The sequence below is a fragment of the Phenylobacterium sp. genome (assembly GCF_004299445.1).
GTDB lineage: Bacteria > Pseudomonadota > Alphaproteobacteria > Caulobacterales > Caulobacteraceae > Phenylobacterium.
On sequence record NZ_SCTC01000043.1, the window covers coordinates 94,906 to 116,452 of the forward strand.

23 protein-coding genes and 1 other RNA gene are annotated in these 21,547 nt (G+C 68.0%); 18 read left to right on the forward strand and 6 right to left on the reverse strand.

Features of this window, described 5'->3' with window-relative positions; genetic code table 11:
* Positions 1-70: 70 nt before the first annotated feature.
* Positions 71-847, reverse strand: a complete 777-nt coding sequence (locus EPN98_RS11950; RefSeq protein WP_293362927.1) for an SDR family oxidoreductase — start codon at positions 845-847, stop codon at positions 71-73.
* Between the two features lie 71 nt (positions 848-918).
* Between EPN98_RS11950 and ilvN the strand changes: the two genes are divergently transcribed.
* Complete coding sequence (gene ilvN / locus EPN98_RS11955) at positions 919-1,470, forward strand: acetolactate synthase small subunit (RefSeq protein WP_293362928.1); 552 nt, start codon at positions 919-921, stop codon at positions 1,468-1,470.
* Between the two features lie 42 nt (positions 1,471-1,512).
* Positions 1,513-2,463 carry a hypothetical protein gene (locus EPN98_RS11960; RefSeq protein WP_293362929.1) on the forward strand — a complete coding sequence of 317 codons (951 nt, stop codon included), beginning with the start codon at positions 1,513-1,515 and terminating at the stop codon, positions 2,461-2,463.
* A 2-nt stretch (positions 2,464-2,465) separates the two neighbouring features.
* On the opposite strand, the gene EPN98_RS11965 is transcribed toward EPN98_RS11960, so the two are convergent.
* On the reverse strand, positions 2,466-3,041 hold the full coding sequence (locus EPN98_RS11965; protein ID WP_293362930.1) for a septation protein IspZ: 576 nt from the start codon (positions 3,039-3,041) through the stop codon (positions 2,466-2,468).
* A gap of 156 nt (positions 3,042-3,197) precedes the next feature.
* Here EPN98_RS11965 and ssrA point away from each other — a divergent pair.
* The 4 genes from ssrA to EPN98_RS11985 all read left to right on the forward strand — a co-directional run bounded on the left by ssrA (position 3,198) and on the right by EPN98_RS11985 (position 5,621).
* Positions 3,198-3,559, forward strand: a transfer-messenger RNA (tmRNA) gene (gene ssrA, locus EPN98_RS11970).
* Positions 3,560-3,874: 315 nt separating this feature from the next.
* Positions 3,875-4,360: a ClpXP protease specificity-enhancing factor SspB gene (locus tag EPN98_RS11975; RefSeq protein WP_293362931.1), complete on the forward strand. Its 486-nt coding sequence runs from the start codon at positions 3,875-3,877 to the stop codon at positions 4,358-4,360.
* 5 nt (positions 4,361-4,365) lie between these two features.
* Positions 4,366-4,848: a PaaI family thioesterase gene (locus tag EPN98_RS11980; RefSeq protein ID WP_293362932.1), complete on the forward strand. Its 483-nt coding sequence runs from the start codon at positions 4,366-4,368 to the stop codon at positions 4,846-4,848.
* Between the two features lie 5 nt (positions 4,849-4,853).
* Positions 4,854-5,621: a C13 family peptidase gene (locus EPN98_RS11985; RefSeq protein ID WP_293362933.1), complete on the forward strand. Its 768-nt coding sequence runs from the start codon at positions 4,854-4,856 to the stop codon at positions 5,619-5,621.
* Here the strand turns inward: EPN98_RS11985 and EPN98_RS11990 are convergent.
* Positions 5,618-6,307, reverse strand: coding sequence for a PEPxxWA-CTERM sorting domain-containing protein (locus EPN98_RS11990; RefSeq protein WP_293362934.1), 690 nt, complete (start codon positions 6,305-6,307; stop codon positions 5,618-5,620). The genes EPN98_RS11985 and EPN98_RS11990 overlap by 4 nt on opposite strands.
* Before the next feature lie 151 nt (positions 6,308-6,458).
* On the opposite strand from EPN98_RS11990, the gene EPN98_RS11995 reads away from it, so the two are divergent.
* From EPN98_RS11995 to EPN98_RS12045, 11 genes are all read left to right on the forward strand, one after another.
* Positions 6,459-8,501, forward strand: a complete 2,043-nt coding sequence (locus EPN98_RS11995) for a serine hydrolase domain-containing protein (protein ID WP_293362935.1) — start codon at positions 6,459-6,461, stop codon at positions 8,499-8,501.
* Between the two features lie 267 nt (positions 8,502-8,768).
* Positions 8,769-10,394 (forward strand): flagellar basal-body MS-ring/collar protein FliF, encoded by a 1,626-nt coding sequence (gene fliF / locus EPN98_RS12000; protein ID WP_293362962.1) that lies wholly within the window; start codon positions 8,769-8,771, stop codon positions 10,392-10,394.
* Entirely contained in the window at positions 10,394-11,422 is a 1,029-nt protein-coding gene (gene fliG, locus EPN98_RS12005) for a flagellar motor switch protein FliG (RefSeq protein ID WP_293362936.1), read from the forward strand. Before fliF ends, fliG begins: the two co-directional genes overlap by 1 nt.
* The gene (locus tag EPN98_RS12010; protein ID WP_293362937.1) at positions 11,422-12,069 is read left to right on the forward strand and encodes a flagellar assembly protein FliH; all 648 of its coding nucleotides are present in this window, start codon (positions 11,422-11,424) and stop codon (positions 12,067-12,069) included. Before fliG ends, EPN98_RS12010 begins: the two co-directional genes overlap by 1 nt.
* Before the next feature lie 5 nt (positions 12,070-12,074).
* Positions 12,075-12,416: a flagellar motor switch protein FliN gene (gene fliN, locus EPN98_RS12015; RefSeq protein ID WP_293362938.1), complete on the forward strand. Its 342-nt coding sequence runs from the start codon at positions 12,075-12,077 to the stop codon at positions 12,414-12,416.
* A 26-nt stretch (positions 12,417-12,442) separates the two neighbouring features.
* Positions 12,443-13,810 (forward strand): sigma-54 dependent transcriptional regulator, encoded by a 1,368-nt coding sequence (locus tag EPN98_RS12020; RefSeq protein ID WP_293362939.1) that lies wholly within the window; start codon positions 12,443-12,445, stop codon positions 13,808-13,810.
* 6 nt (positions 13,811-13,816) lie between these two features.
* Entirely contained in the window at positions 13,817-15,910 is a 2,094-nt protein-coding gene (gene flhA, locus EPN98_RS12025; RefSeq protein ID WP_293362940.1) for a flagellar biosynthesis protein FlhA, read from the forward strand.
* Between the two features lie 216 nt (positions 15,911-16,126).
* Positions 16,127-16,735 carry a TetR/AcrR family transcriptional regulator gene (locus EPN98_RS12030; protein ID WP_293362941.1) on the forward strand — a complete coding sequence of 203 codons (609 nt, stop codon included), beginning with the start codon at positions 16,127-16,129 and terminating at the stop codon, positions 16,733-16,735.
* The gene (locus EPN98_RS12035; protein WP_293362942.1) at positions 16,732-17,382 is read left to right on the forward strand and encodes an SRPBCC domain-containing protein; all 651 of its coding nucleotides are present in this window, start codon (positions 16,732-16,734) and stop codon (positions 17,380-17,382) included. Before EPN98_RS12030 ends, EPN98_RS12035 begins: the two co-directional genes overlap by 4 nt.
* Before the next feature lies 1 nt (position 17,383).
* Positions 17,384-17,743, forward strand: coding sequence for a hypothetical protein (locus EPN98_RS12040; protein WP_293362943.1), 360 nt, complete (start codon positions 17,384-17,386; stop codon positions 17,741-17,743).
* 87 nt (positions 17,744-17,830) lie between these two features.
* Positions 17,831-18,184 (forward strand): DUF4282 domain-containing protein, encoded by a 354-nt coding sequence (locus EPN98_RS12045; protein WP_293362944.1) that lies wholly within the window; start codon positions 17,831-17,833, stop codon positions 18,182-18,184.
* Positions 18,185-18,229: 45 nt separating this feature from the next.
* Here EPN98_RS12045 and EPN98_RS12050 read toward each other — a convergent pair whose 3' ends face one another.
* The 3 genes from EPN98_RS12050 to EPN98_RS12060 all read right to left on the reverse strand — a co-directional run bounded on the left by EPN98_RS12050 (position 18,230) and on the right by EPN98_RS12060 (position 20,459).
* Positions 18,230-18,637 (reverse strand): flagellar export protein FliJ, encoded by a 408-nt coding sequence (locus EPN98_RS12050; RefSeq protein ID WP_293362945.1) that lies wholly within the window; start codon positions 18,635-18,637, stop codon positions 18,230-18,232.
* Positions 18,634-19,971: a flagellar protein export ATPase FliI gene (gene fliI, locus EPN98_RS12055; protein ID WP_293362946.1), complete on the reverse strand. Its 1,338-nt coding sequence runs from the start codon at positions 19,969-19,971 to the stop codon at positions 18,634-18,636. The genes EPN98_RS12050 and fliI overlap by 4 nt, the downstream gene beginning before the upstream one ends.
* A gap of 122 nt (positions 19,972-20,093) precedes the next feature.
* Positions 20,094-20,459, reverse strand: coding sequence for a YtxH domain-containing protein (locus EPN98_RS12060; RefSeq protein ID WP_293362947.1), 366 nt, complete (start codon positions 20,457-20,459; stop codon positions 20,094-20,096).
* A gap of 282 nt (positions 20,460-20,741) precedes the next feature.
* On the opposite strand from EPN98_RS12060, the gene ctrA reads away from it, so the two are divergent.
* Positions 20,742-21,443, forward strand: coding sequence for a response regulator transcription factor CtrA (ctrA, locus tag EPN98_RS12065; RefSeq protein ID WP_293362948.1), 702 nt, complete (start codon positions 20,742-20,744; stop codon positions 21,441-21,443).
* Positions 21,444-21,547: the final 104 nt, after the last annotated feature.

The window sequence follows — 21,547 nt, forward strand, 5'->3', positions numbered from 1 at the left end:
CGGGCGCCGGGCAAGGCCGAGCTTGGCCTGGAGTGCGATTGGCGCGCGGCCTGTGGCCGCGGAACCACGATCACCCCGGCGAGGCGCTGATCCCGCCATCCACCGTGAACACGACGCCCGTCGTGTAGGCGCTGCGGTCGGAGGCCAGGAACGCCATGAGGTCGGCGATCTCGCGCGGCTTGGCGGGGCGTCCCCGCGGGTAGTTGGCCATGAGTTCGCGGTAGCGGTCCTCGTCGCCGAAACGGCGCTGGGCGGCGGTCTTCATCAGGGTGACGATGCGGTCGGTCTCCACCGGCCCGGGGCTCACGCCCACCACGCGGATCCCGTCGCGCAGCGACTTGCCGCCCAGCGCGCGGGTGAAGGCGTAGAGCGCCGCGTTGCCGGTGGAGCCCGCGATGTAGCCGGCGTCCATGCGCTCGCCGGCGGCGCCGATGTCGTTGATGATCACGCCCGAGCCACGAGCCTTCATGTGGGCATAGATGGCGCGCGTGAGGTTGATGTAGCCGAACACCTTCAGCTCCCAGGCGTGGCGCCATTTCTCCTCGTCCACCGCCTCCAGCGTGCCGCCCGGGATGTCGCCGGCGTTGTTGACCAGGATGTCGGCGTCGCGGCCGGCCTCGGCCAGGGCCTTGAGCTGTTCGGGATCGCGGATGTCGGTGACCACGGCGCGGGCCTGGATCTGATGCTGGCTGCGAAGCCGCCCGGCCAGCGCCTCCAGCGCCTCGCCGCTGCGCGCCGCGAGGATCAGGTCGCACCCCTCCTCCGCAAACGCCTCGGCCGCCGCCGCCCCGATGCCCTTGGAAGCGCCGGTGATCAGGACGGTGCGTCCCGTGAGGTTGAGGTCCATGCGGCGTCTCCGGTTGCGATGGCGCCTATCCTGTGACACCTGAGCGGCACCTGCCCAAGGACCTGTTGCTCATGACCGACGCCACCCAACCCGCCTCCGTCTACGATCTGGCCCACACCGACCAGGAGGAGAGCCGCGCCACGTTCGCGGTGCTGGTGGACAACGAGCCGGGGGTGCTGCACCGGGTGGTCGGGCTGTTCGCGGCGCGCGGCTACAACATCGACAGCCTGACCGTGGCCGAGACCGACTCCACGGCCCACACCAGCCGCATCACCATCGTCACCCGCGGCACCCTGCAGGTGCTGGCCCAGATCGAGGCCCAGCTGCAGAAGATGGTTTCGACCCGCCACGTCCAGGACGTGACCCGCGATCCCAACGGCATCGAGCGCGAGCTGGCGCTGGTGAAGGTGAGAGGCACGGGCGTCGAGCGCGTGGAGGCCCTGCGGGTCGCCGACATCTTCCGCGCCAAGGTGGTGGACACCACCCACGAGAGCTTCGTGTTCGAGCTGACCGGCGCGTCGGCCAAGATCGACAAGTTCGTCGACCTGATGCGGCCCCTCGGCCTGGTCGAGGTGTCGCGCACCGGCGTGCTGTCGCTGCAGCGGGGTGTCGAGGTCTTCTAGGACCGAGGCGGAACCCGCAGGGCCGGCCGCTTCTTTCATGGCGTGTCCGTACGCGCCGCCCTGACTGCGATCCTTGTGCTGAGCCTGGCTACCCCGGCGACGGCGCAGGTTCCTTTGATCGTGCCGATCCCGCGCAAGGCCAAGCCGCCCCCCGAGGGGCCGCGTCCGCCGCCGTCCGACCTGCCGCCCGCCGAGGCCGCGGTATGGCCCTTCCCAGCGCCCGACCCCAAGACCTGGTGGGACGACAAGCGGCCCAAGGCGAGCGAGGCCGCCGACCCGCTGGGCGGACGGCGCATGCGCCGGGGCGAGCGGTTGCCGATGCCGGACAACGGGGTCGATGCGTCAACCTATCGGCTCTGGGGCCTGTTGCCGCTGCAGTGGCAACTGGTGCGGGGCGACGAGATGATCCTGGAACTCTGGACGCGGCCCTCGAACAGCGTGCGCCAGACGGTGACCCGGATCGTGGTGCGCGGCGGCGACGCCTTCGTGCAGGCGCGCGCGGGCCTGGCCTGCTGCGAGGCGGGGATCGGGCGGCGCGTAGGCTTCGACGAACAGCTGCCCGAGGGCGCGGCGGCCCGATTCCGCGCGCTGGCGCAGCTTCCGCTCTGGCGATCGCCGCGTGACGTACGCGTGGAGCAGCCCGGCCTGGCCGACGCCTTGTGCGTCGACGGCACCGGATACGACCTGACCCTGGTGACAGCCGGACGATCCGCCGTCCTGCACCGCGCCTGCGATCCGGCCGAGGTGGGCGAGGTCGGCGAAGTGCTGGAGGCGATGCTGGGCGCGGCGCTGGGCCGCGACGGGCGCTTCGATGTGATCTTTCCCAAGGGCGCCAGCTTCGCGGGACCCCGCGACGCCTACCACGCCCTGCTGGCCGAGGGCGGCCGGCTCAAGCCCAATCCTGATGCACGAGCTCCTGCACCCGGCGCGGAGCCTGCGCGGTCGGCGGAGCCAGACGCGGACGCCCCGGCGACCGCGCCGTCCCGGCCCTGACCTCAGGCCGCGCTTGCCAGCGTCGCCTGCTCGGCCCGGATCTCGCGGATCGATGCGGCGCGCATGTGGACGTACTGCACGCCGAACAGCGCCAGCTTGGACGTGATCGGGAAGATCGCCTTGTAGAGCGGCCAGTGCTCGGGCAGCGCGATCGCGAAGACCAGGTTCATCCCGGCGCTCAGCGCCATCAGCCCGGCCCAGACATAGCCGTAGGCGATCACGACGCCCGGGGCCCGGCCCCGCGCAATCGGCGGCATGTAGCGGATCATCCACCCCTTGCGCAGCATGAACGCGGCCAGCACGAGATAGATCACCGTGGGCTTGGCCATCAGGAAGCGCGGGTCGTGCACGACGAGGCTGGCCCCGCCGAACACCAGCACCAGGCCCAGGCTGGCCCACTGCAGCGGCGCGACCTGGCGGCGTAGTCCCAGCATCAGGACGACGTGGCCCACGCCGGTCGCCATCGCGATGATGGTGGCGGTCAGCGGATCGACGCCGGCAATCAGCAGGCCTGCGAACAGCAGGCTGGAGAAGAGGTCGTTGACCAGGGGCTTGGCGGCTTGGGCGAAGGTGTTCACGGGGTCTGGCTCCAGGGGTCTCGATATGGCGCCTGAAGGCTAGCGGGCCGGCGTCGAACGTCGTGAATCCGCTCACGAAGGGCCAGTGGCGATCCACGAATGCGCGCACGCCGTTGGCGCTTCGCGAGTCGCTTCCCGGCCGGAAGGGATGCGGAAGTCCTTCAGTTCTCGCGCCCAACCCCCTATATGTGAGGCGTCGGGTTCGCCCGACTATGGAGATAAACGCGCGCATAATAAGCGGACTGGACCCGGGTGCGATTCCCGGCGGCTCCACCAATCTTCTCTCGGGTTATCGCCGAGGCAGTGCGGGGCCGATCAGCATCGACAGACGTGTAAAGGCGTTGCTTTCTCTCGGCATGACCCACCGTCCCGGGTCTTTAAACTAAGTGCGAACGATAACTTCGCTGAGGAAGTCCGCCTCGCCGCGTAATGCGGTTCGGTGACATCCGACCTAAGTCCTAGGGGTTCAGATCCTTAGGCGGGGCCCGGGAGGCGCCTGCCAACAGAAGCCTCCCACCTTCCTCCCGACGGTTCCTGGCGCCTCCCTTTTGCAAGGCAAGGGTTTGGAGGCGCCTGCCAACAGAAGCCTCCCACCTACTTCCTAGGCGCGCTTCCCGCTCCAGCAAGCACTTGCGAGAGGCCTGCCGAAGGAAGCCTCCCACTCACATCGCTCTCCTGGTCCTGGCATGGGTCGACAAGGTCATCATGTCCGCGTCGCTGGCTGACAAGACTTGCGTCATGAAGACGACCCGGGACGGACATGGGTCATCCGGCCTTGCACCGCCCTCATCAAACGTTACCTTCGACATGTTCCGTGGTTTGGAGTTTTGCGCGTGGCCCAGGATCCGCCGGTCCAGGATCTGATGAACTACGAAGCGATGGCGCAGGATGCGCTGCGCGGCGTGGCGAAGGCTGCCCTGAAGCGCGCCGCCGCGCCCGAGGGCCTGCCGGGCTCGCATCATTTCTATATCACCTTCAAGACCGATGCGGCTGGGGTCTCGGGACCGCAGGACCTGTTGGGCAAGTACCCCGACGAGATGACCATCGTTCTGCAGCACCAGTACTGGGATCTGGCGCCGGGCGAGACGTTCTTCTCGGTGACCCTGCAGTTCGGCGGCCAGCCCAAGCGTCTGTCGATCCCGTACGGCGCAATCACCCGCTTCTACGACCCCTCGGTTCAGTTCCTGCTGCAGTTCGAGCCGCCGCCGCCGGCCCCGCCCGAGGCGCGCGCCGAGGCGCCCGCCCCGAAGGAGGCGCCGGTCGCGCCGAAGGCGACCGAGGCCACCGTCGTGTCCCTCGACCAGTTCCGGAAGAAATAGCCCTCATGACCGATGTGGCGGCCACGACGGCCAACGCCGAACCTGAAGCGCTGACAGACGAGGCGATCCTCGCGCGCTTCCTCCGCACGAAGAACCAGCCCACCGGCTCGCAGACCCTGGGCTTCCGCATGGTCTCGGTGAGCCAGGCGACGAAGTCGGTCGAGGTGGAGTTCGACGCCAAGGCCGAGTTGTTGCTCAACCCGATGAAGCAGATCCAGGGCGGCTATCTCTGCGCCATGCTGGATGAGGCGATGAGCGTGGCCTGCATGGTGGCCTCGGGCATGACCGCGGTCGCGCCAACCCTGGAGATGAAGACCAGCTTCTTCCGGCCGGGCGCGCCGGGGAAGATCAAGGGCGTCGGCCGCGTCGTGAAATGGGGCCGACAGGTGGCCTTCACCGAGGGCGAGCTCTACGACCCCGAAGGGCGGCTGCTGGCCAAGGCGACCGGGACAGCAATCCCGACGCCGTTCCAGAACTACAAGAAGTAGTCGGCGTGCGCCGGCTCGTTCTGCTCTTCGCGGCCCTCTGGCTCGCGGCGGCGGGCGGGGCGCGGGCGGCGGCGTTCGCCGATTGGTCGGCCGTGGTGGTGGCCGGAGACTGGCACGCGAGCGACGGCGGCGCGACCGAGGGCTTCGACAACGCCCGTCGCGACGTGACCCTGGCCCTGGGCCGGGCGGGCTTCCAGCCGGCCAACATCCGCCAATTCTCCGTGCGGCCCGAGCGCTACAAGGACACCAACCCGGGGAAGTCCGACCTGCGGGGCATCTACGAAGCCATGGTGGATGTGTCCGGCAAGGCGCCGGGCGGATGTCTGTTCTACCTCACCTCACACGGGCTGCCGCAGGGCGCGCAGGTCGATCAGCGAATCCTCGCCCCCGGCGTGCTGGCCACGATGTTGGACCAGACCTGCGGCAAGCGGCCCACGGTAGTGGTGATCTCGGCCTGCTTCTCGGGTGTCTTCGTGCCGGCGCTGGCGAAGTCGAATCGCATGGTGCTGACGGCGGCCCGGCCCGACCGGACCTCGTTCGGCTGCGGCCAGGCGAACAAATACCCCTACTTCGACGACTGCTTCCTGGCCTCGATGCCACAGGCGCGAGACTTTGGAGCGCTGGCCAACGCCACGCGCGACTGCGTGCGCACACGCGAGATCGCCGAGAAGATGAGCCCGCCGTCCGAGCCGCAGATCTGGGTCGGCGCCGAACTGCGCCCCATGCTGCCGCTCTACGCCTTCGAAGCGCCGGGGACGGCCAGAAAACCCTAGCGACGCCGGTCGCGATCCACCCGGATGGGAACGGGCGCCAGCTTGCGACGGCGCAGCGCCGCGCCCGCCAGGCCGAAGCCTGCGATCATCAGGGCCCAGGTCGTAGGTTCCGGCACTGCGTTCATGCGGAAGTCGTCGACCAGCAGGAAGCTGGGGTTTTCGCCATCGACGCCGTTCGCGACGCCCGCTTCGAGCGTATAGGTTCCGGCCGCCAGCACGGTGGAGAACGACGTCCAGTCGGTGTAGCCGAACGCGCCGACGCCGACGCCGGGCCCGCCGGCGATGTCGCGGTAGAACAGCTCGATCACATTGCCGCCGCTGATGAGGCGCACGTAGCCGTAGTCGTTATAGTCCGCATAGTCCTCGGCGAGGAACGCGGCCGAGCCTGAGAATGTCCCGCCCTTGGTGGTGAACGTCTGGGTGATGAACATCGGCGAGGTGTCGAAACCGGCCTGGATCACGCCCAGCATCGAGCCATGGACCGGCGTGTAGACCTTGCCGTCCGGGACGCCGTTCTCGTCCTTGTGCTCGAACACGCCCGGCGTCTGGAAGAGGCTGGCGTCTGCCGCCCAGTCGTTGAGGATGTCCTCGAAACTGCCGTTGAAAAGCTCGGCGGCGCCGGCCGGCGCAGCGAAGCCTGCGGCGGCGAGCGCCAGCGCGGCGATGATTGACGACCTTGCACCCATATGGCCTCCGAGCGCCACGCGGCGCTTTCGACCCGTTAAACATAGCGGATTTGCCACGCGCCGCCACGCTTCACCTCGTCGCGGCGAGTTCGCGGTCCACGACTCAACCCAAATGATATGGTCGCGAGCTATCTGGGGAGATCGAAGAGCAATGCGTAGCCTCGGCAAGGCGGTGCTGGCGACGCTGGTGCTTCTGGTCGCGCCCGCGGCCGCGCAGGAAGCACCGCTTCTCAAGGCGCCGATCACTCAGGTCGCAGCGACGGCGGAACCGTCGACGCCGCCTGTTCGCGTGATTCCTGGCGCGCGGCTGCCTGTCGGCCAGACGATCGCGCCGGCGGAACTGGAGGCCTTCGTCGACGGCTGGATGACCGACGCCATGCGCCGCGAGCACGTGGCCGGCGCGACCGTGTCGGTGGTGCAGAATGGCCAGGTGGTGCTGAAGAAGGGCTACGGCTTCTCCAACCTGGAGCCGCGCAAGCCCGTGGATCCGGACCGGACGCTGTTCCGCATCGGCTCGATCTCGAAGACCTTCACCTGGATTCTGTTGATGAAGGAGGTCGAGGCCGGACGTATCCGCCTCGACGCCCCAATCAATCTCTATCTGAACGAAAAGGTCCGCCTGACCGGCAAATCGCGCGATGTCACTGTGCGCAGCCTCATGGAGCACACGCCCGGCTTCGAAGACCGGGCGCTGGGCCAGCTGTTCGAGCGCGATCCGCGCCGCGTCCGCCCCCTCGACCTCTACCTGCGCCAGGAGCGCCCGGGCCGCGACCGCAAGCCGGGACTGATCTCCAGCTATTCCAACTATGGCGTGGGCCTGGCCGGCGCGGCGGTGACCTTCGGCAAGGGCAAGACATTCGAGCGGATGGTCGAGGACGAAATCACCGTTCCGCTGGGCATGAACCGCACCACGTTCCGCGAACCCCGACCCGAGCGGCGCGGTCTGCCGGCGGCGATGCCCCAGCGGCTGCGGAGCGACATCTCGACCGGGTACAGCTGGCGCAACGCGGGGTTCGCGGCGAACGACTACGAGTACATCGGCCAGGTGGCGCCGGCCGGCTCCGCATCGTCCACCGCGGGCGACATGGCCCGGTATATGCTGATGCTGCTGGGCGACGGACAGTGGAACGGCAAGACCGTGTTCGGGCCACGTGCGGCCCGCGCCTTCCGCTCGCAGCTGCGCCAGACTCCGGACGGCGTGAACGGGTGGGCCCACGGCTTCATGGTCTTCAGCCTGCCGGGCGACTTCAAGGGCTATGGCCACGGCGGCGATACGCTGGCCTTCCACTCCAACATGATGGTGATCCCCGAGCTGGGACTCGGCATCTTCGTCAGCACCAACAGCGAGAACGGCGCAAAGCTCGCCGGCCCCCTCCCCGAGTCGATCGTGCGGTACTTCTACGCCAAGCCCGAGGCGTTCCCGCGGCCGGGCTCGGCGGCGCTGGCCCGGGCGGGCGACCTGTTCGATGGGGCGTACCTGTCCACCCGACGTGCGAATGGCGGGCTGGAAGGCTTTGTCGGCCTGATCGCCGGGTCGTCCGAGGTCGAGGTCACCTCCGGCGGCCGGCTGATCACCCGCAGCCCGCTGGGTGACGAGCGGGCCTGGGTCCCCGACGGACCGGTGGCCGAGGGCCGCTTCATCTCCACCCTCGGCGACAGCCGGCTGATGTTCCACATGGAGCAGGGCCGGGCCGTGAGCTACCGCGGCGCGATCAACGCCCAGACCGAAAAGCGCGCGCCCTTCACCGAACGGCTGAGCACGCTGACGTGGATGGCGGGGCTCACTCTGTTCGCCGCCCTGGCCAACTTCGCAGGCCTTGCGCTGCGCAACCGTCGCGAGGTGCGGCAAAACCAGATCCAGGCCAGGGCCGCCATCGTTCAGACCATGCAGGCGGGCCTTTGGCTGGCGTCCTTCGTCCTGTTCGGTCTCTGGGCCAGCGGCGCATCGGACATCCAGGCGCTCATGTACGATTTCCCCGGCCTGCTCCTGGTGACCGCGTCGGCCTCCGCCCTCGTCGCCTCGGCGCTGGGCCTGCTGACGATCGCCGCGCTGCTGTCGGTCTGGCAGGGCGGTCGCCGGGTCGATTCGTGGTCAGCCTCCCGAAAGACGTTCTTCACGATTTCGGTGCTGATCTACACGGCCTTCTCCGTGCTTCTGGCGATGAACGGGGCCCTCGAGCCCTGGAGCAGCTAGGGCGCAGTCCACGCCGGTTCGGCGTCCAGATTGTGCTCCGGACTAAGGCGCCGAGCCTCTTTGCCCCGATCAGGCCCCGCCTGATCGGGAGAGGCTTGGGGAACAGCCTGCGACCGCTGGTCGCGACGTGAAAGGCCTCGGCTACAGCCAAGTCTAAACCCCCCCTTAACCAAGGACTGGGAAATTGTTGCCTACCTGGAGGGGAGACGCGTCGGCGCGCCCCTTCGCGTGTCGGGGGGGCGAGGGGCCTTGAACCAGTTTACGGCCATGCTGCAGAGGTTTGGGATCGGCCGTCTGGCCGCGATCCTGGGCCTTGCCGCCGGCGTCGCCGCTGTCGCCGCCGCCATCTTCCTGAACCTGGGCCAGCCCAAGTCCCTGTTGTACTCGAACCTCGATCTCAAGGAGGCGGGGTCCATCACCGCCGCCCTGGACCAGGCCGGCGTGAAGTATGAGGTGAAGGGCGATGGTTCGACCATCCTGGTGCCCCGCGACGAGGTGGCGTCCACCCGCCTGATGCTGTCCAGCAAGGGCCTGCCGACGGCAGGCTCGGTCGGTTATGAGATCTTCGACGAAGCCAACGCCCTGGGGCAGACCGACTTCGTCCAGCAACTGAACCGCCAGCGCGCCCTGGAAGGCGAACTAGCCCGCACCATTCAGGGCCTGGACGGGATCAGCTCGGTGCGCGTGCACCTGGTTCTGCCCAAGCGCCAACTGTTTGAGGAGGAGGCCGAGCAGCCCTCCGCCTCGGTGACGATCGGTGTCGGCGGCCGCGAGCCGACGCCCGATCAGGTGCGCGCCATCCAGAACCTGGTGGCCGGCGCTGTTCCCAACATGAAGCCCGACCGCGTGACGGTCGTCGACCAGCACGCCAAGACGCTCTCGGGCGGCGACGTCGGCATGGCCGCCGAGGCCGACGGCCGCAAGTCGGAGGTCGAGCAGCGCATCGCCAAGCAGGTGAGGCAGCTGGTGGAGGGCGTGGTCGGCGCCGGCAAGGCCCGTGTCAACGTCACCGCCGACTTGGAGTTGGCGCGGGTGACCGTCCAGCAGGAGACCTTCGATCCGGACGGTCAGGTGATCCGTTCGGAAAGCACCGCTGAAGAAAGCAGCCGCGACAACGATCAGGCCGGTTCGGGCCAGGCCTCGGTGGCCGCCAACGTCCCTGGCGCCGGGGGCGACGCGGCCAACAACAGCTCGTCCAGCGGCCGCACCGATTCGACCACCAACTACGAGATCTCCAAGACCGTCCGCACCGAGGTGCAGGAGCCCGGCACGGTGAAGCGCCTGTCCGTCGCCGTGGCGGTCGACGGGGCCACCGGAGCGCCGGGCAAGGACGGCAAGCCCGGCGCCTACACGCCTCGCTCGGCCCAGGAAATGCAGCAGATCGAGCAGCTGGTCCGCTCGGCCGTCGGCTTCAACCAGGAGCGCGGCGACCAGATCAGCGTGATCAACGTGCGGTTCCCCACCGCCGACACCAGCGGCGGGGTCGAGGCCGCCAATCCCCTGATGGGCTTCGACAAGAACGACATCATGCGCGCGGCCGAACTGGCGGTGCTGGCGATCGTGGGGATCCTGATGATCTTCTTCGTCGCCCGCCCCCTGCTGGGCGCCGGTGGCGGCAAGAAGGGCAAGAACGGCGGCCCGGCGATGATCGCGCCCGCCCAGATTCAGCGCGTCATGGTCGCCGCGGACGGCCAGCAGATGCAGCTTTCGGGGGACAACCAGCTGGCGCTGCCCGGTCCGATGGGCTCCGAGGACCCGAACCACCGCATCGACATGGCCCGCGTCGACGGCCAGGTCCGCGCGAGCGCGGTGAAGAAGGTTTCCGAGTTCGTGGAACGTCACCCCGACGAGTCCGTGGCGATCCTCCGCTCCTGGCTGCATGAGACGACCTGATGGCGCGTTCTCCCGGTAAGAACATCGTCGATCCCTCCCGCCTGAACGGGGCGGAGAAGTGCGCCGTGGTCCTCCTCGCCTTGGGCGAAGAGCACGCCCACGTCTGGCAGGCCCTGGACGAGGAGGAGATCAAGGAGATCTCCCAGGCCATGGCGTCGCTGGGCAACGTGACCGCCGCGGTCGTCGAGGACCTGTTGGTGGAGTTCGTGTCCGGCGCGGCCGGGACGGGCTCGATCATGGGGTCGTTCGAACAGACCCAGAAGCTGCTGGCCTCCATCATGCCGCCTGAGAAGGTGGACCAGCTGATGGAAGAGATCCGGGGTCCGGCCGGCCGGACCATGTGGGACAAGCTCGGCAACGTGAACGAGGCCGTGCTCGCGAACTACCTGAAGAACGAATACCCGCAAACCGTCGCGGTGGTGCTGTCGAAGATCAAGTCCGAGCACGCCGCTCGGGTCCTGGCCTCGCTGCCCGAGGACTTCGCCCTGGAGTGCGTCATGCGCATGCTGCGCATGGAGCCGGTGCAGCGCGAGATTCTGGACAAGATCGAGCAGACCCTGCGCAACGAGTTCATGTCGAACCTGGCGCGCACCTCCAAGCGCGACAGCCACGAGATGATGGCCGACATCTTCAACGCCTTCGACCGCCAGACCGAGACCCGCTTCATCACCGCCCTGGAAGAGCGCAACCGCGAGGCGGCCGAGCGCATCCGCGCCCTGATGTTCGTGTTCGAAGACCTGTCCAAGCTCGACCCGGGCGGCGTGCAGACCCTGCTGCGCGGCGTCGAAAAGGATCAGCTGGCCCTGGGCATGAAGGGCGCCTCGGACAGCCTGCGCGAGATGTTCTTCTCCAACATGTCGGAACGCGCCGCCAAGATCATGCGCGAGGACATGGAGACCATGGGCCCCGTCCGTCTCAAGGACGTCGACCAGGCCCAGATGGCCATCGTCCAGGTCGCCAAGGACCTCGCCAACAAGGGCGAGATCATGCTGGCCGGCTCGGGCAGCGACGATGAGTTGATCTACTGATGTCCGAAGCGCTCCAGAAATTCAGCTTCGACACCGAGTTCGACGGCAAGGGCGGCGTGGCCTACCAGGCGCCGCGCCCCAAGCGGCTGTACCCGCTGGAGGAGGTCGAGCAACTGCGCGAGGCCGCGCGCGCCGAGGGCGAGCGCGCGGCCATGGCCAGCATCGCGGCCCAGCAGGCCAACGCGCTCAGCCAGATCGCGGCGGCCTGCAACCAGGCCCTGCCCCGGTTGGCCGAGGTGGCTCATGAGCACCGGCTGGGCTCGGCGGCGCTGGCCCTGGCCTGTGCGCGAGCGATCGCCGACGCCGCGCTCGAGAAGTTTCCCGAGGCGCCGGCGCAGGCCGCCCTGGCCTCGCTGGCCCGCGAGATCGACGCCCAGCCGCGATTGGTCGTCTCGGCCGACCCGGTCCTGGCGGAGAGGCTGCAGAGCGTCCTGGACGACACCGCCCGCAGCCTTGGCTTCGAGGGCGCGTTGATCGTGAAGCCCGACGGAAGCTTCGGCCCAAATGCCTTCACCCTCGACTTCGGAGACGGCCAGGCGGCCTACGATCCCGCCTTGGCCGCCCAGCGCGTGACAGCGGCGCTTGAAGCCGCCCTCGCCTCTGAAGGCCTCCACGCCGAACCCCTTATTCCCGGTTCAGAAAGCTAAGACCCATGGCCGACGACGAACTGAAACTCGACGAGTTCGCGCCTTCAGAAGACGCCGACAACGTCCTGGCGAGCCTGCTCAGCGAAGAGCGCACGGCCGGCGACCTGGCCCCGGTCTTCGACGTGCCCGTGGCCATCTCGGCCGTGCTGGGTCGCTCTTCGATGTCGGTGGCCCAGCTGCTTCAGCTCAGCCAGGGCTCGATCCTGGAGCTGGACCGAAAGGTCGGCGAGGCGATCGACATCTACGTGAACAACCGCCTGGTGGCCCGCGGCGAGGTCGTCATCGTCGACGAGCGCTTGGGCGTGACTATGACGGAAATCATCAAGGACGGCGACGCACAGGCCTGAGGCCTGGCGGACAGGGGAGTTAGAGAATGCGGCTTCTGGTCGTCGGAAAACTGAGCGGACAGCTCGCCACCGCCGTGAAGATGGCGATGAGCGCCGGGGCGAAGGTCAGCCACGTGGAGACCATCGAGGCGGCGACGCACGCGCTGCGCTCGGGCCAGGGGGCGGACCTCCTGATGGTCGACTACGACCTCGATATCGCCGGCCTGATCGCCGCCAACGAGGATGAGCGGATACGCGTGCCGGTCGTGGCCTGCGGCATAGCCGCCGATCCGCAGCGCGCCGCCGCGGCCATCCGGGCCGGGGCCAAGGAATTCATCCCGCTGCCGCCGGAAGCCGAGCTGATCGCGGCGGTCCTGTCTGCGGTGAGCGACGACAACCGCCCGATGGTGGTCCGCGACCCGTCGATGCAGGCGGTGATCTCGCTGGCCGATCAGGTGGCGCCTTCGGACGCCTCGATCCTGATCACCGGAGAGAGCGGCGTCGGTAAGGAAGTCATCGCCCGCTACGTCCACCAGAAGTCGCGCCGGGCCAATCGGACCTTCATCTCGGTCAACTGCGCGGCCATCCCCGAGAACCTGCTCGAGAGCGAACTGTTCGGCCACGAGAAGGGCGCCTTCACCGGCGCGCTCGCCCGCCGCATCGGCAAGTTCGAGGAGGCCAATGGCGGCACCCTGCTGCTGGACGAAATCAGTGAGATGGATACACGGCTGCAGGCCAAACTGCTGCGCGCCATCCAGGAACGCGAAATCGACCGCGTGGGCGGCTCCAAGCCCGTAAAGGTCGACATCCGCATCCTCGCGACCTCGAACCGCGACCTGACCCAGGCGGTGAAGGACGGCACGTTCCGCGAGGACCTGCTCTACCGCCTCAATGTCGTGAACCTTCGCCTGCCGCCGCTGCGCGAGCGTCCGGGCGACGTGCTGGCCATGGCCGAGTTCTTCGTGAAGAAGTACGCCGCCGCCAACGGCATGGCCGAGAAGCCGCTGGGCCAGGAAGCCAAGCGTCGTCTGGCCGGCCACCGCTGGCCCGGCAACGTGCGTGAGCTCGAGAACGCCATCCACCGCGCGGTGCTGCTCTCGGTGGGACCCGAGATCGACGAGAACGCCATCCGCCTGCCCGACGGCCAGCCGCTGGCGGCCGTGGACGCGCACGCCCGCACGGCTCAGGCGGCCGCCTCGGCCGCGGACATCGCCACCCGCTCGTTCGTCGGCCAGACCGTCGCCGAGGTGGAGCAGACGCTGATCATCGAGACGCTGGAGCATTGCTTCGGCAACCGCACCCATGCGGCCAACATCCTCGGCATCTCGATCCGCACGCTGCGCAACAAGCTGAAGGAATACACCGAGGCCGGCGTCTCCGTGCCGGCCCCGCAGATGGGCGCGAACGCGGCTTAACCTTCGATGGCGGACACCGGCTCCACCTACCGATACAATACCGCGCCCTCACCCAAGGACGTGTGGGGCATGCTGGCGCGTGGCGAAGTCGCCATGGCGCTCGGCATCGTCGGCATCGTCGTCCTGCTGATCCTGCCGATCCCCGCCTTCGTCCTGGACTTCCTGCTCACGATCTCGATCGGCTCTTCGATCCTGATCCTGATGACGTCGATCCTGCTCAAGCGGCCGCTGGACTTCACGTCGTTCCCGACCGTGCTGCTGGTCGCGACCCTGTTCCGGCTGGCCCTCAACATCGCCACCACCCGGCTGATCCTCAGCCATGGCCACGAGGGCGCCCACGGCGCCGGGGCCGTGATCGAGACGTTCGGCAAGCTGATGATGGGTGGCAACTTCGCCATCGGCGTCATCGTCTTCATCATCCTGGTGATCGTGAACTTCGTCGTGATCACCAAGGGTTCCGGCCGGATCGCCGAGGTCGCGGCCCGCTTCACCCTCGACGCCATGCCCGGCAAGCAGATGGCGATCGACGCCGACCTGTCGTCGGGCCTGATCGACCAGGAGCAGGCCAAGCTGCGCCGCAAGGAGCTGGAGCAGGAATCGACCTTCTTCGGCGCCATGGACGGCGCCTCGAAGTTCGTCCGCGGCGACGCGATCGCGGGCCTGATCATCCTGGCCGTCAACGTGATCGGCGGCATCCTGATCGGCGTGCTGCAGCACAATGTGCCGATCGCCGAGGCCTTCTCCAGCTACACGATCATGTCGATCGGCGACGGCCTGGTCAGCCAGATTCCGGCTCTGATCATCTCGATCGCCGCGGGCTTCCTGGTCTCGAAGGCCGGCGTCGAAGGCTCGGCCGACAAGGCGCTGGTCTCGCAGTTGGCCATGAACCCGGTCGCCCTTGGTATGGTCGCGGCGACCGCCGGCGTGCTGGCCTTGATCCCGGGCATGCCGATCATCCCGTTCGCGGCCCTGTCGATCGGCGCCGGCGTCCTGGCCTGGCGGCGCGCGCAGAAGGCCAGCGAGCCTGAGCCCATCGCCATCGAGCCCGCCGCAGCGGAACCCGAAGACGAGCCGATCGGCCAGACCCTGGCCATCGACGAGATCAAGATCGAGCTGGGCTACGGCCTGCTGCCGCTGATCAACGACCTGGAAGGCCGCCGCCTCACCGACCAGATCAAGGCGCTGCGCCGCACCCTGGCCGCCGACTTCGGCTTCGTGATGCCGTCGGTCCGCATCCTCGACAACATGCGTCTGCCCTCCATGGGCTACTGCCTGCGCATCAAGGAGATGGAGGCCGGCTCGGGCGAGGTGCGGATCGGCCAGCTGATGGCGATGGACCCGCGCGGCGCCCAGGTCGACCTGCCCGGCGAGCATGTGAAGGAGCCGGCGTTCGGCCTGCCAGCGACCTGGATCGACGACTCGCTGCGCGAGGAAGCCAGCTTCCGCGGCTACACCATCGTGGACCCGGCCACAGTGCTCACCACGCATCTGACCGAGATCCTCAAGGAGAACATGCCCGATCTGGTGACCTACGCCGAGGTCCAGAAGCTGCTCAAGGAGCTGCCGCCCGAGCAGAAGAAGCTCTCGGACGACCTGATCCCCACGGTCGTCTCGGCCACCACCGTCCAGCGCGTGCTGCAGTCGCTGCTGCGCGAGCGGGTCTCGATCCGCGACCTCGGCGCCATCCTGGAAGGCATCGGAGAAGCCGCCCCGCACACCACATCGATCACCATGCTGGTCGAACAGGTCCGCGGCCGCCTGGCTCGCCAGCTCTGCTACGCCTACCGCGGCGACGACGGCGCCCTGCCGATCGTGTCGCTGTCGCCCGAGTGGGAGAACGCCTTCGCCGACGCCCTCGTGGGGGCGGGCGAAGAGAAGCAATTGGCGCTGGCCCCCTCGCGCCTGCAGGACTTCATCCGCAACGTGCGCGAGACGTTCGAACGCGCCGCGCTCGCCGGCGACACCCCGGTGCTGCTGACCAGCCCGACGGTGAGGCCCTACGTCCGCTCAATCATCGAACGCTTCCGCGGCCAGACCCCGGTCATGAGCCAGAACGAGATCCACCCCCGCGCGCGCCTCAAGACGGTGGGTTCGATCTAGCTTCCCCGAGAGCGCGCGGCGGAGCGGGGAAACCTCTTCCACCAAACTAGGCCAGGGCCGCAGAGCCTCGTTCCTGCGAGGGTCGGACGCCCGGCCGGCCGCGCGCCGTCTTCACGCCGCGATCCTCGGGCCCCTTGGTCCCCTCTCGCGGGAAGGCAGTTGAACGCTCATTCAAGTCGTGCTTAGGTCTGAGTTGAACGCTCAACCAAGGCCCCGATGGAAGACCTGCCCACCCGCGACCGTCTGGTCTTCGCCGCGCTCAAGCTCTTCGGGGAGAAGGGGTACCTCAGCACATCCATCCAGGACATCCTGCGCGAGGCCGGCGCGAATGCGGGCAGCCTGTACCATGCGTTCCCCACCAAGCAGGACGTGCTGATCGCGGTGCTGGACCTCTATCGCCAGGGCATCGAGCCGATGCTGCTGGCCCCCGCCTGGGACGGCGTGGACGATCCCATCGAGAAGGTATTCGCGCTGCTGGCGCGCTACCGCGGGATGCTCGAGGCCACCGACTGCCTCTACGGCTGCCCGATCGGCTCGATCGCACTGGAGCTGCACGAGCCCGACCCGCCGGTCCGCGAGCTGCTGTCGCTCAACTTCACCCAATGGGTCGGCCACATCGAGCGCTGCCTGGACGAGGCGGGAGACCGCCTGCCCGCCGACCTCGACCGCCGGATGGTGGCGATCCTGGTGCTCAACGTCATGGAGGGGGGCGTGATGCAGTCGCGCACCCACCGCACGCTGGAAGCGTTCGACGCCTCGGTGGCGGGCCTTCGCGACTACCTCAACCGGCTGGAGCAGGCCGCATCAGGGGGACAGCCCAAATGAAGATCATCGGACGCCTCACGGCCGCTGCGGCAGCGCTCGCCCTTGCCGGCAGCGCCGCCGCCCAGTCGATCAAGGACTACCCAGACGTGACCGACACCTCGTTCGTACAGGCGAACGGCCACAAGGTGCTGCGGATCGCCATCGACGTGCCCGCGCCACGCAAGGCCGTGTGGGAGCGGTTCACCACGACCGAGGGCTACCGGGCCTGGGCGGTCCCCGTGGCGCTGGTGGACGGCAAGCTCGGTGGGACGATTGAGGGCAGCTACGACTTCAAGGCAAGGATCGGCGACGTCGACAACATCCGGAACCAGATCGTCGTCTTCCAGCCGGAGCAGACGCTGGCGATCCGCAACGTGAACGCACCCAAGACCCTGCCCGGCCGTGAGCAGTTCGGCGAGATCGTCACGGTGATGGAGTTCGCGGACGCCTCGGCGGGCGGCACGCGGGTGACCCTGACAGCCGTCGGCTACAAGCCCGGCGAGCCATACGACACCCTCTACAAGCACTTCGGCTGGGGGAACGCCTACTCCCTGATGAAGCTGAAAGAGAGCTTCACCAAGGGGCCGATCGACTGGAAGCAGGTTCAGGCCCAGCAGGAGGCCAAGGCCGCCTCCGCGAAAGTGGCGCCGCCCAAGGGAGCGAACTGAGATGAATACGAAAACCCTCGCCCGAGTGACCCTGGTCGCCACAGCCGCTCAGGTCGGCATGGTGGTCGCGGGCCACTTTTCACCGGCCGTCGCCGGGGCTTTCGCCCTGGGCGGCATGGGAATCTCGCTTGTGGCCGGCGTGTTCTACGCAAGGCTCGCGAGAGCCGGCTGGGCCATGAGCCTGGTGGGCGGCGTGCTCGCCGGAGGCGCCTGCGCGTTCCTGGGGATCGGGGCGTCGGTGCTTCTGGGCGACGTCCCGCCTTCGCTCCTGGCTTTCGGAACGGCCGGATCGGCCGTGGCGGGCCTGATCGGCGGCGCGGCCGGAAAGGCCACGGCGCCGCGCTCAACCGTCACGGGCTAGTCGCAGGCCGTTGCAGGCCGTCGCCCCGGCTGATAGCGGTTCGGGCCTTGGGCGAGGCGTTCGCCCCACTTGAGTCTCGGAATCCGGATGCGGCGACCCCTTGAGCGACCCCAGGGCCTTCCACGACAATTCCTGTGGGATCTGCTGACCTTCGAGAAGCTGATCACCAGCACGGTCGTCCATCTGGTCTACTGGGCCGGCCTGGGCATCATCGGCGTGATCGCCTTCGGCGTCGTGGGCGCCTCTGTGGGTGTGGCCATCCGCGAGGGGGGCTGGGGCATCTTCCTGGCCGCGGCGGTGTTGGGCGTGGGCCTGATGGGCGTCTTCATCGCGGTGCTGCTCTGGCGCGCCTTCTGCGAGTTCTACGTGGCCGTCTTCCAGATCAGCGAAGACCTTCACGTCCTGCGTCAGGACGTGGAGCGCGAGCGGAACGGCCGCTAGGGGTCACCGCCTCGCGATGAGCCCAGGCAGCGGCTCTCCAGCGCCTTAGCTCGCGCGCTTGCGCAGCCCCATTTCGTCCATGGCGGCGGCCTCGACGCGACCCTGCAGCTTGCGGGCCTCGAGGCGGAGGTTGTCGGCGATGTGCTCGTACTTCTTCTGGGCCTCGAAGGCCTCGGAGAGCGCATCGCGAGCCCCGGCCTCCTCGATGAGGATGACGTCGATCTCTGACTGGATCCTGGCCTTGCGGATCTTCAGGCCCTCGAAGAAGCCGGCTCGGTAGATGCCGGCCTCGGCCTCCTGGGCGGAGTAGGCCATCTCGGCCTCGCCCTCGGCGTCCAGCATCGCCATCCGCAGTTCGCAGGCGACGCGGCGGTCGACGATCTCGGCCAGCCGCTTCTGCAGGACCTCGGCCTCGTAGGTCGACAGCTTGATCAGGGATTCGGCCCAACTCACGCGGCGGCTCCTTGCAGGATGTCAGAGAGGCCCTGGAAGCTGTCGTCCAGGCTGGTGGCGTCGTTGGGGTTCTGAGACAGGAACGCCTCGACGGCAGGATTGAGGGCGATGGCCCGGTCGATGAGCGGATCGGCCCCGGCGCGATAGGCGCCGATGCGGATCAACTCTTCCATGTTGGAATAGGCGGAGAGCGCCTCGCGGGCCTGGCGCACGATGATGCGCTCTTCCGGCGACTGGCAGCCGGGCATGGTCCGGCTGATCGACTTCAGCACATTGATCGCTGGGAAGCGGCCGCGCTCGGCGATGGCCCGCTCCATCACGATGTGTCCGTCCAGGATGCCTCGGACGGCGTCCGCGATCGGCTCGTTGTGGTCGTCGCCGTCCACCAGCACCGTGAACAGGCCCGTGATCGGGCCGGCCTGGGTGCCGTCGGGCCGGATTGGCCCTGGGCCGGCGCGTTCCAGAAGCTTGGGCAACTCGGTGAAGCAGGTGGGCGTGTAGCCCTTGGTGGTCGGGGGCTCGCCGGCGGCCAGGCCGATCTCTCGCTGGGCCATGGCGAAGCGGGTGACCGAGTCCATCAGGCAGAGGACTTCCAGGTCCTGGTCGCGCAGGAACTCGGCGATGGCCATGGTCATGTAGGCGGCCTGCCGGCGCTTCAGGGCCGGCTCGTCCGAGGTGGCGACCACGACGATGGCGCGGCGCAGGCCTTCCTCGCCCAGGGTCTCTTCGATGAACTCGCGGACCTCCCGGCCCCGTTCGCCGATCAGGCCCACCACGACGGCGTCGCAGTCCGCGTTCTTGGCCAGCATCGACAGCAGCACCGACTTGCCGACGCCCGAGCCGGCGAAGACGCCCAGGCGCTGGCCGCGGCAGCAGGTGGTGAAGACGTTCATGGCCCGCACGCCAAGGTCCAGGCGCTCGCCCACCCGGGCGCGGGCGTGAGCCGACGGGGGCGGGGCGCGGAGGGGGTACCCCACGATGCCCTGCGGCAGCGGGCCCTTGCCGTCGATCGGTTCACCAAACGCGTCAACGATTCGGCCCAGCCAGGCCTTGGTCGGACGCACGGCGGAACCCAGCGGCTGGATGCGGATTTCCGCCCCGGGCGCCACGCCCTCGACAGGCCCGAACGGCATCAGCAGGGCGCGGTTCTCGCGGAAGCCCACCACTTCGGCGGCCACCGGCTTCTCGGCGAGGCGGGTGATCTCGGCGCGGGCGCCCACCGCCAGGCGCGACAGACCGCCGCGCGCCTCGATCAGGAGGCCGTTCACCGCGGCGACCCGCCCGGAGACCGTCAATGGATCAAGCCGCTCGATCGCGGCCACAAGGCTCTGCACGCACGCCCCTTGAGCTATGTGCGAGACCATGGCCTCGCAGGCTTAAGGGGTTGTGAAGAACTGGCTCTGCCTTGGCGCCTGGTCGGCGATTTTTGCCGCGTCCAGGCGCCGCAGTCGGATCTCTAGTGAACGTCGGTCACCGTCGGCGTCCCCGCCGGACCAGCCTTACGGCTGCGGGTCTTGGCGACCACCGCCTCGGTGGTGGCCTTGGCCTGGTCGATCAGGTCCTCGCCCTTGGTGCGGGCCTCCTCGATCAGCGCATGCCCCCGGGCCTTGGCGTCATCGATCATCGGGCCGGTCGTGGCGGCGATCTTCTCGCGGTTGCGCCAGGCCAACACGCCGGCCACGCCGATCACGGCGGCGCCGATGAGAAACAGCGGGTTCTTCGGCACGGCGCGCAGCATTGGCGCCAGAGCGAGCGCCTGCTTCACGCGGTCGCGGCGCCACGGCATCTGGTAGGGCGCAAGGGTCTCGGGATGGTCGGTCATGGCGTTACTCCGGCCTCTGTTGGCCGGTGAAACCCCTGTGAGAGCAAGGCGTTCCCACCCTCTGCTTCGAAGGGAGTGTCCAATCACGAAAGATTCAACAGAGGTGCGACTCGACGGCCCGCCGGCTCCGCTTGAGTCCGATTCGGAAATCAGATTAACGATTCTCACTTGGGGACCAGCACCATTAACCGGTCTTAAAGGACGCTCGGGCAGGTTAACGGTGAGCCGAAGAGCGGAGGCATCCGTTCGCCGGGTATGCGGGGACGCGGGCAGGAGAGGCTAATGCGCGTATTGTTGATCGAGGACGATAGCGCGACTGCGCAAAGCATCGAATTGATGCTCAAGTCCGAAGGTTTCAACGTCTATACTACGGACCTGGGTGAAGAAGGCGTCGATCTGGGCAAGATCTACGACTACGATCTCATCCTTCTGGACCTGAACCTGCCCGACATGAGCGGCATGGACGTCCTGCGGACCCTTCGCGTCGGCAAGATCAACACCCCGATCATGATCCTGTCGGGGACGGCCGAGATCGAGACGAAGGTGAAGACCTTCTCGGGCGGCGCCGACGACTACATGACCAAGCCGTTCCACAAGGACGAACTAGTGGCCCGCATCCACGCGGTGGTCCGCCGCTCGAAGGGCCACGCCCAGTCGGTCATCAAGACCGGCGACATCGTGGTCAACCTCGACGCCAAGACCGTGGAAGTGAACGGCATCCGCGTGCATCTGACCGGCAAGGAATATCAGATGCTCGAGCTGCTCTCGCTCCGGAAGGGCACGACGCTCACCAAGGAAATGTTCCTGAACCACCTGTACGGCGGCATGGACGAACCCGAGCTGAAGATCATCGACGTCTTCATCTGCAAGCTCCGGAAGAAGCTCGCGGCGGCCGCCGACGGCAAGCACCACATCGAGACCGTTTGGGGCCGCGGCTACGTGCTGCGCGATCCCATGGAAGTCGGCGCGACGATCGCCGCCTAAGCCGCACCCCAGTAGCGTAGCGTCAGTAACGGAACGCCCGCCTCCACCGGCGGGCGTTTTCGTTTTCAGCGAGCCAGTCTAGCCTCCGCGCACAAACGGGAGGG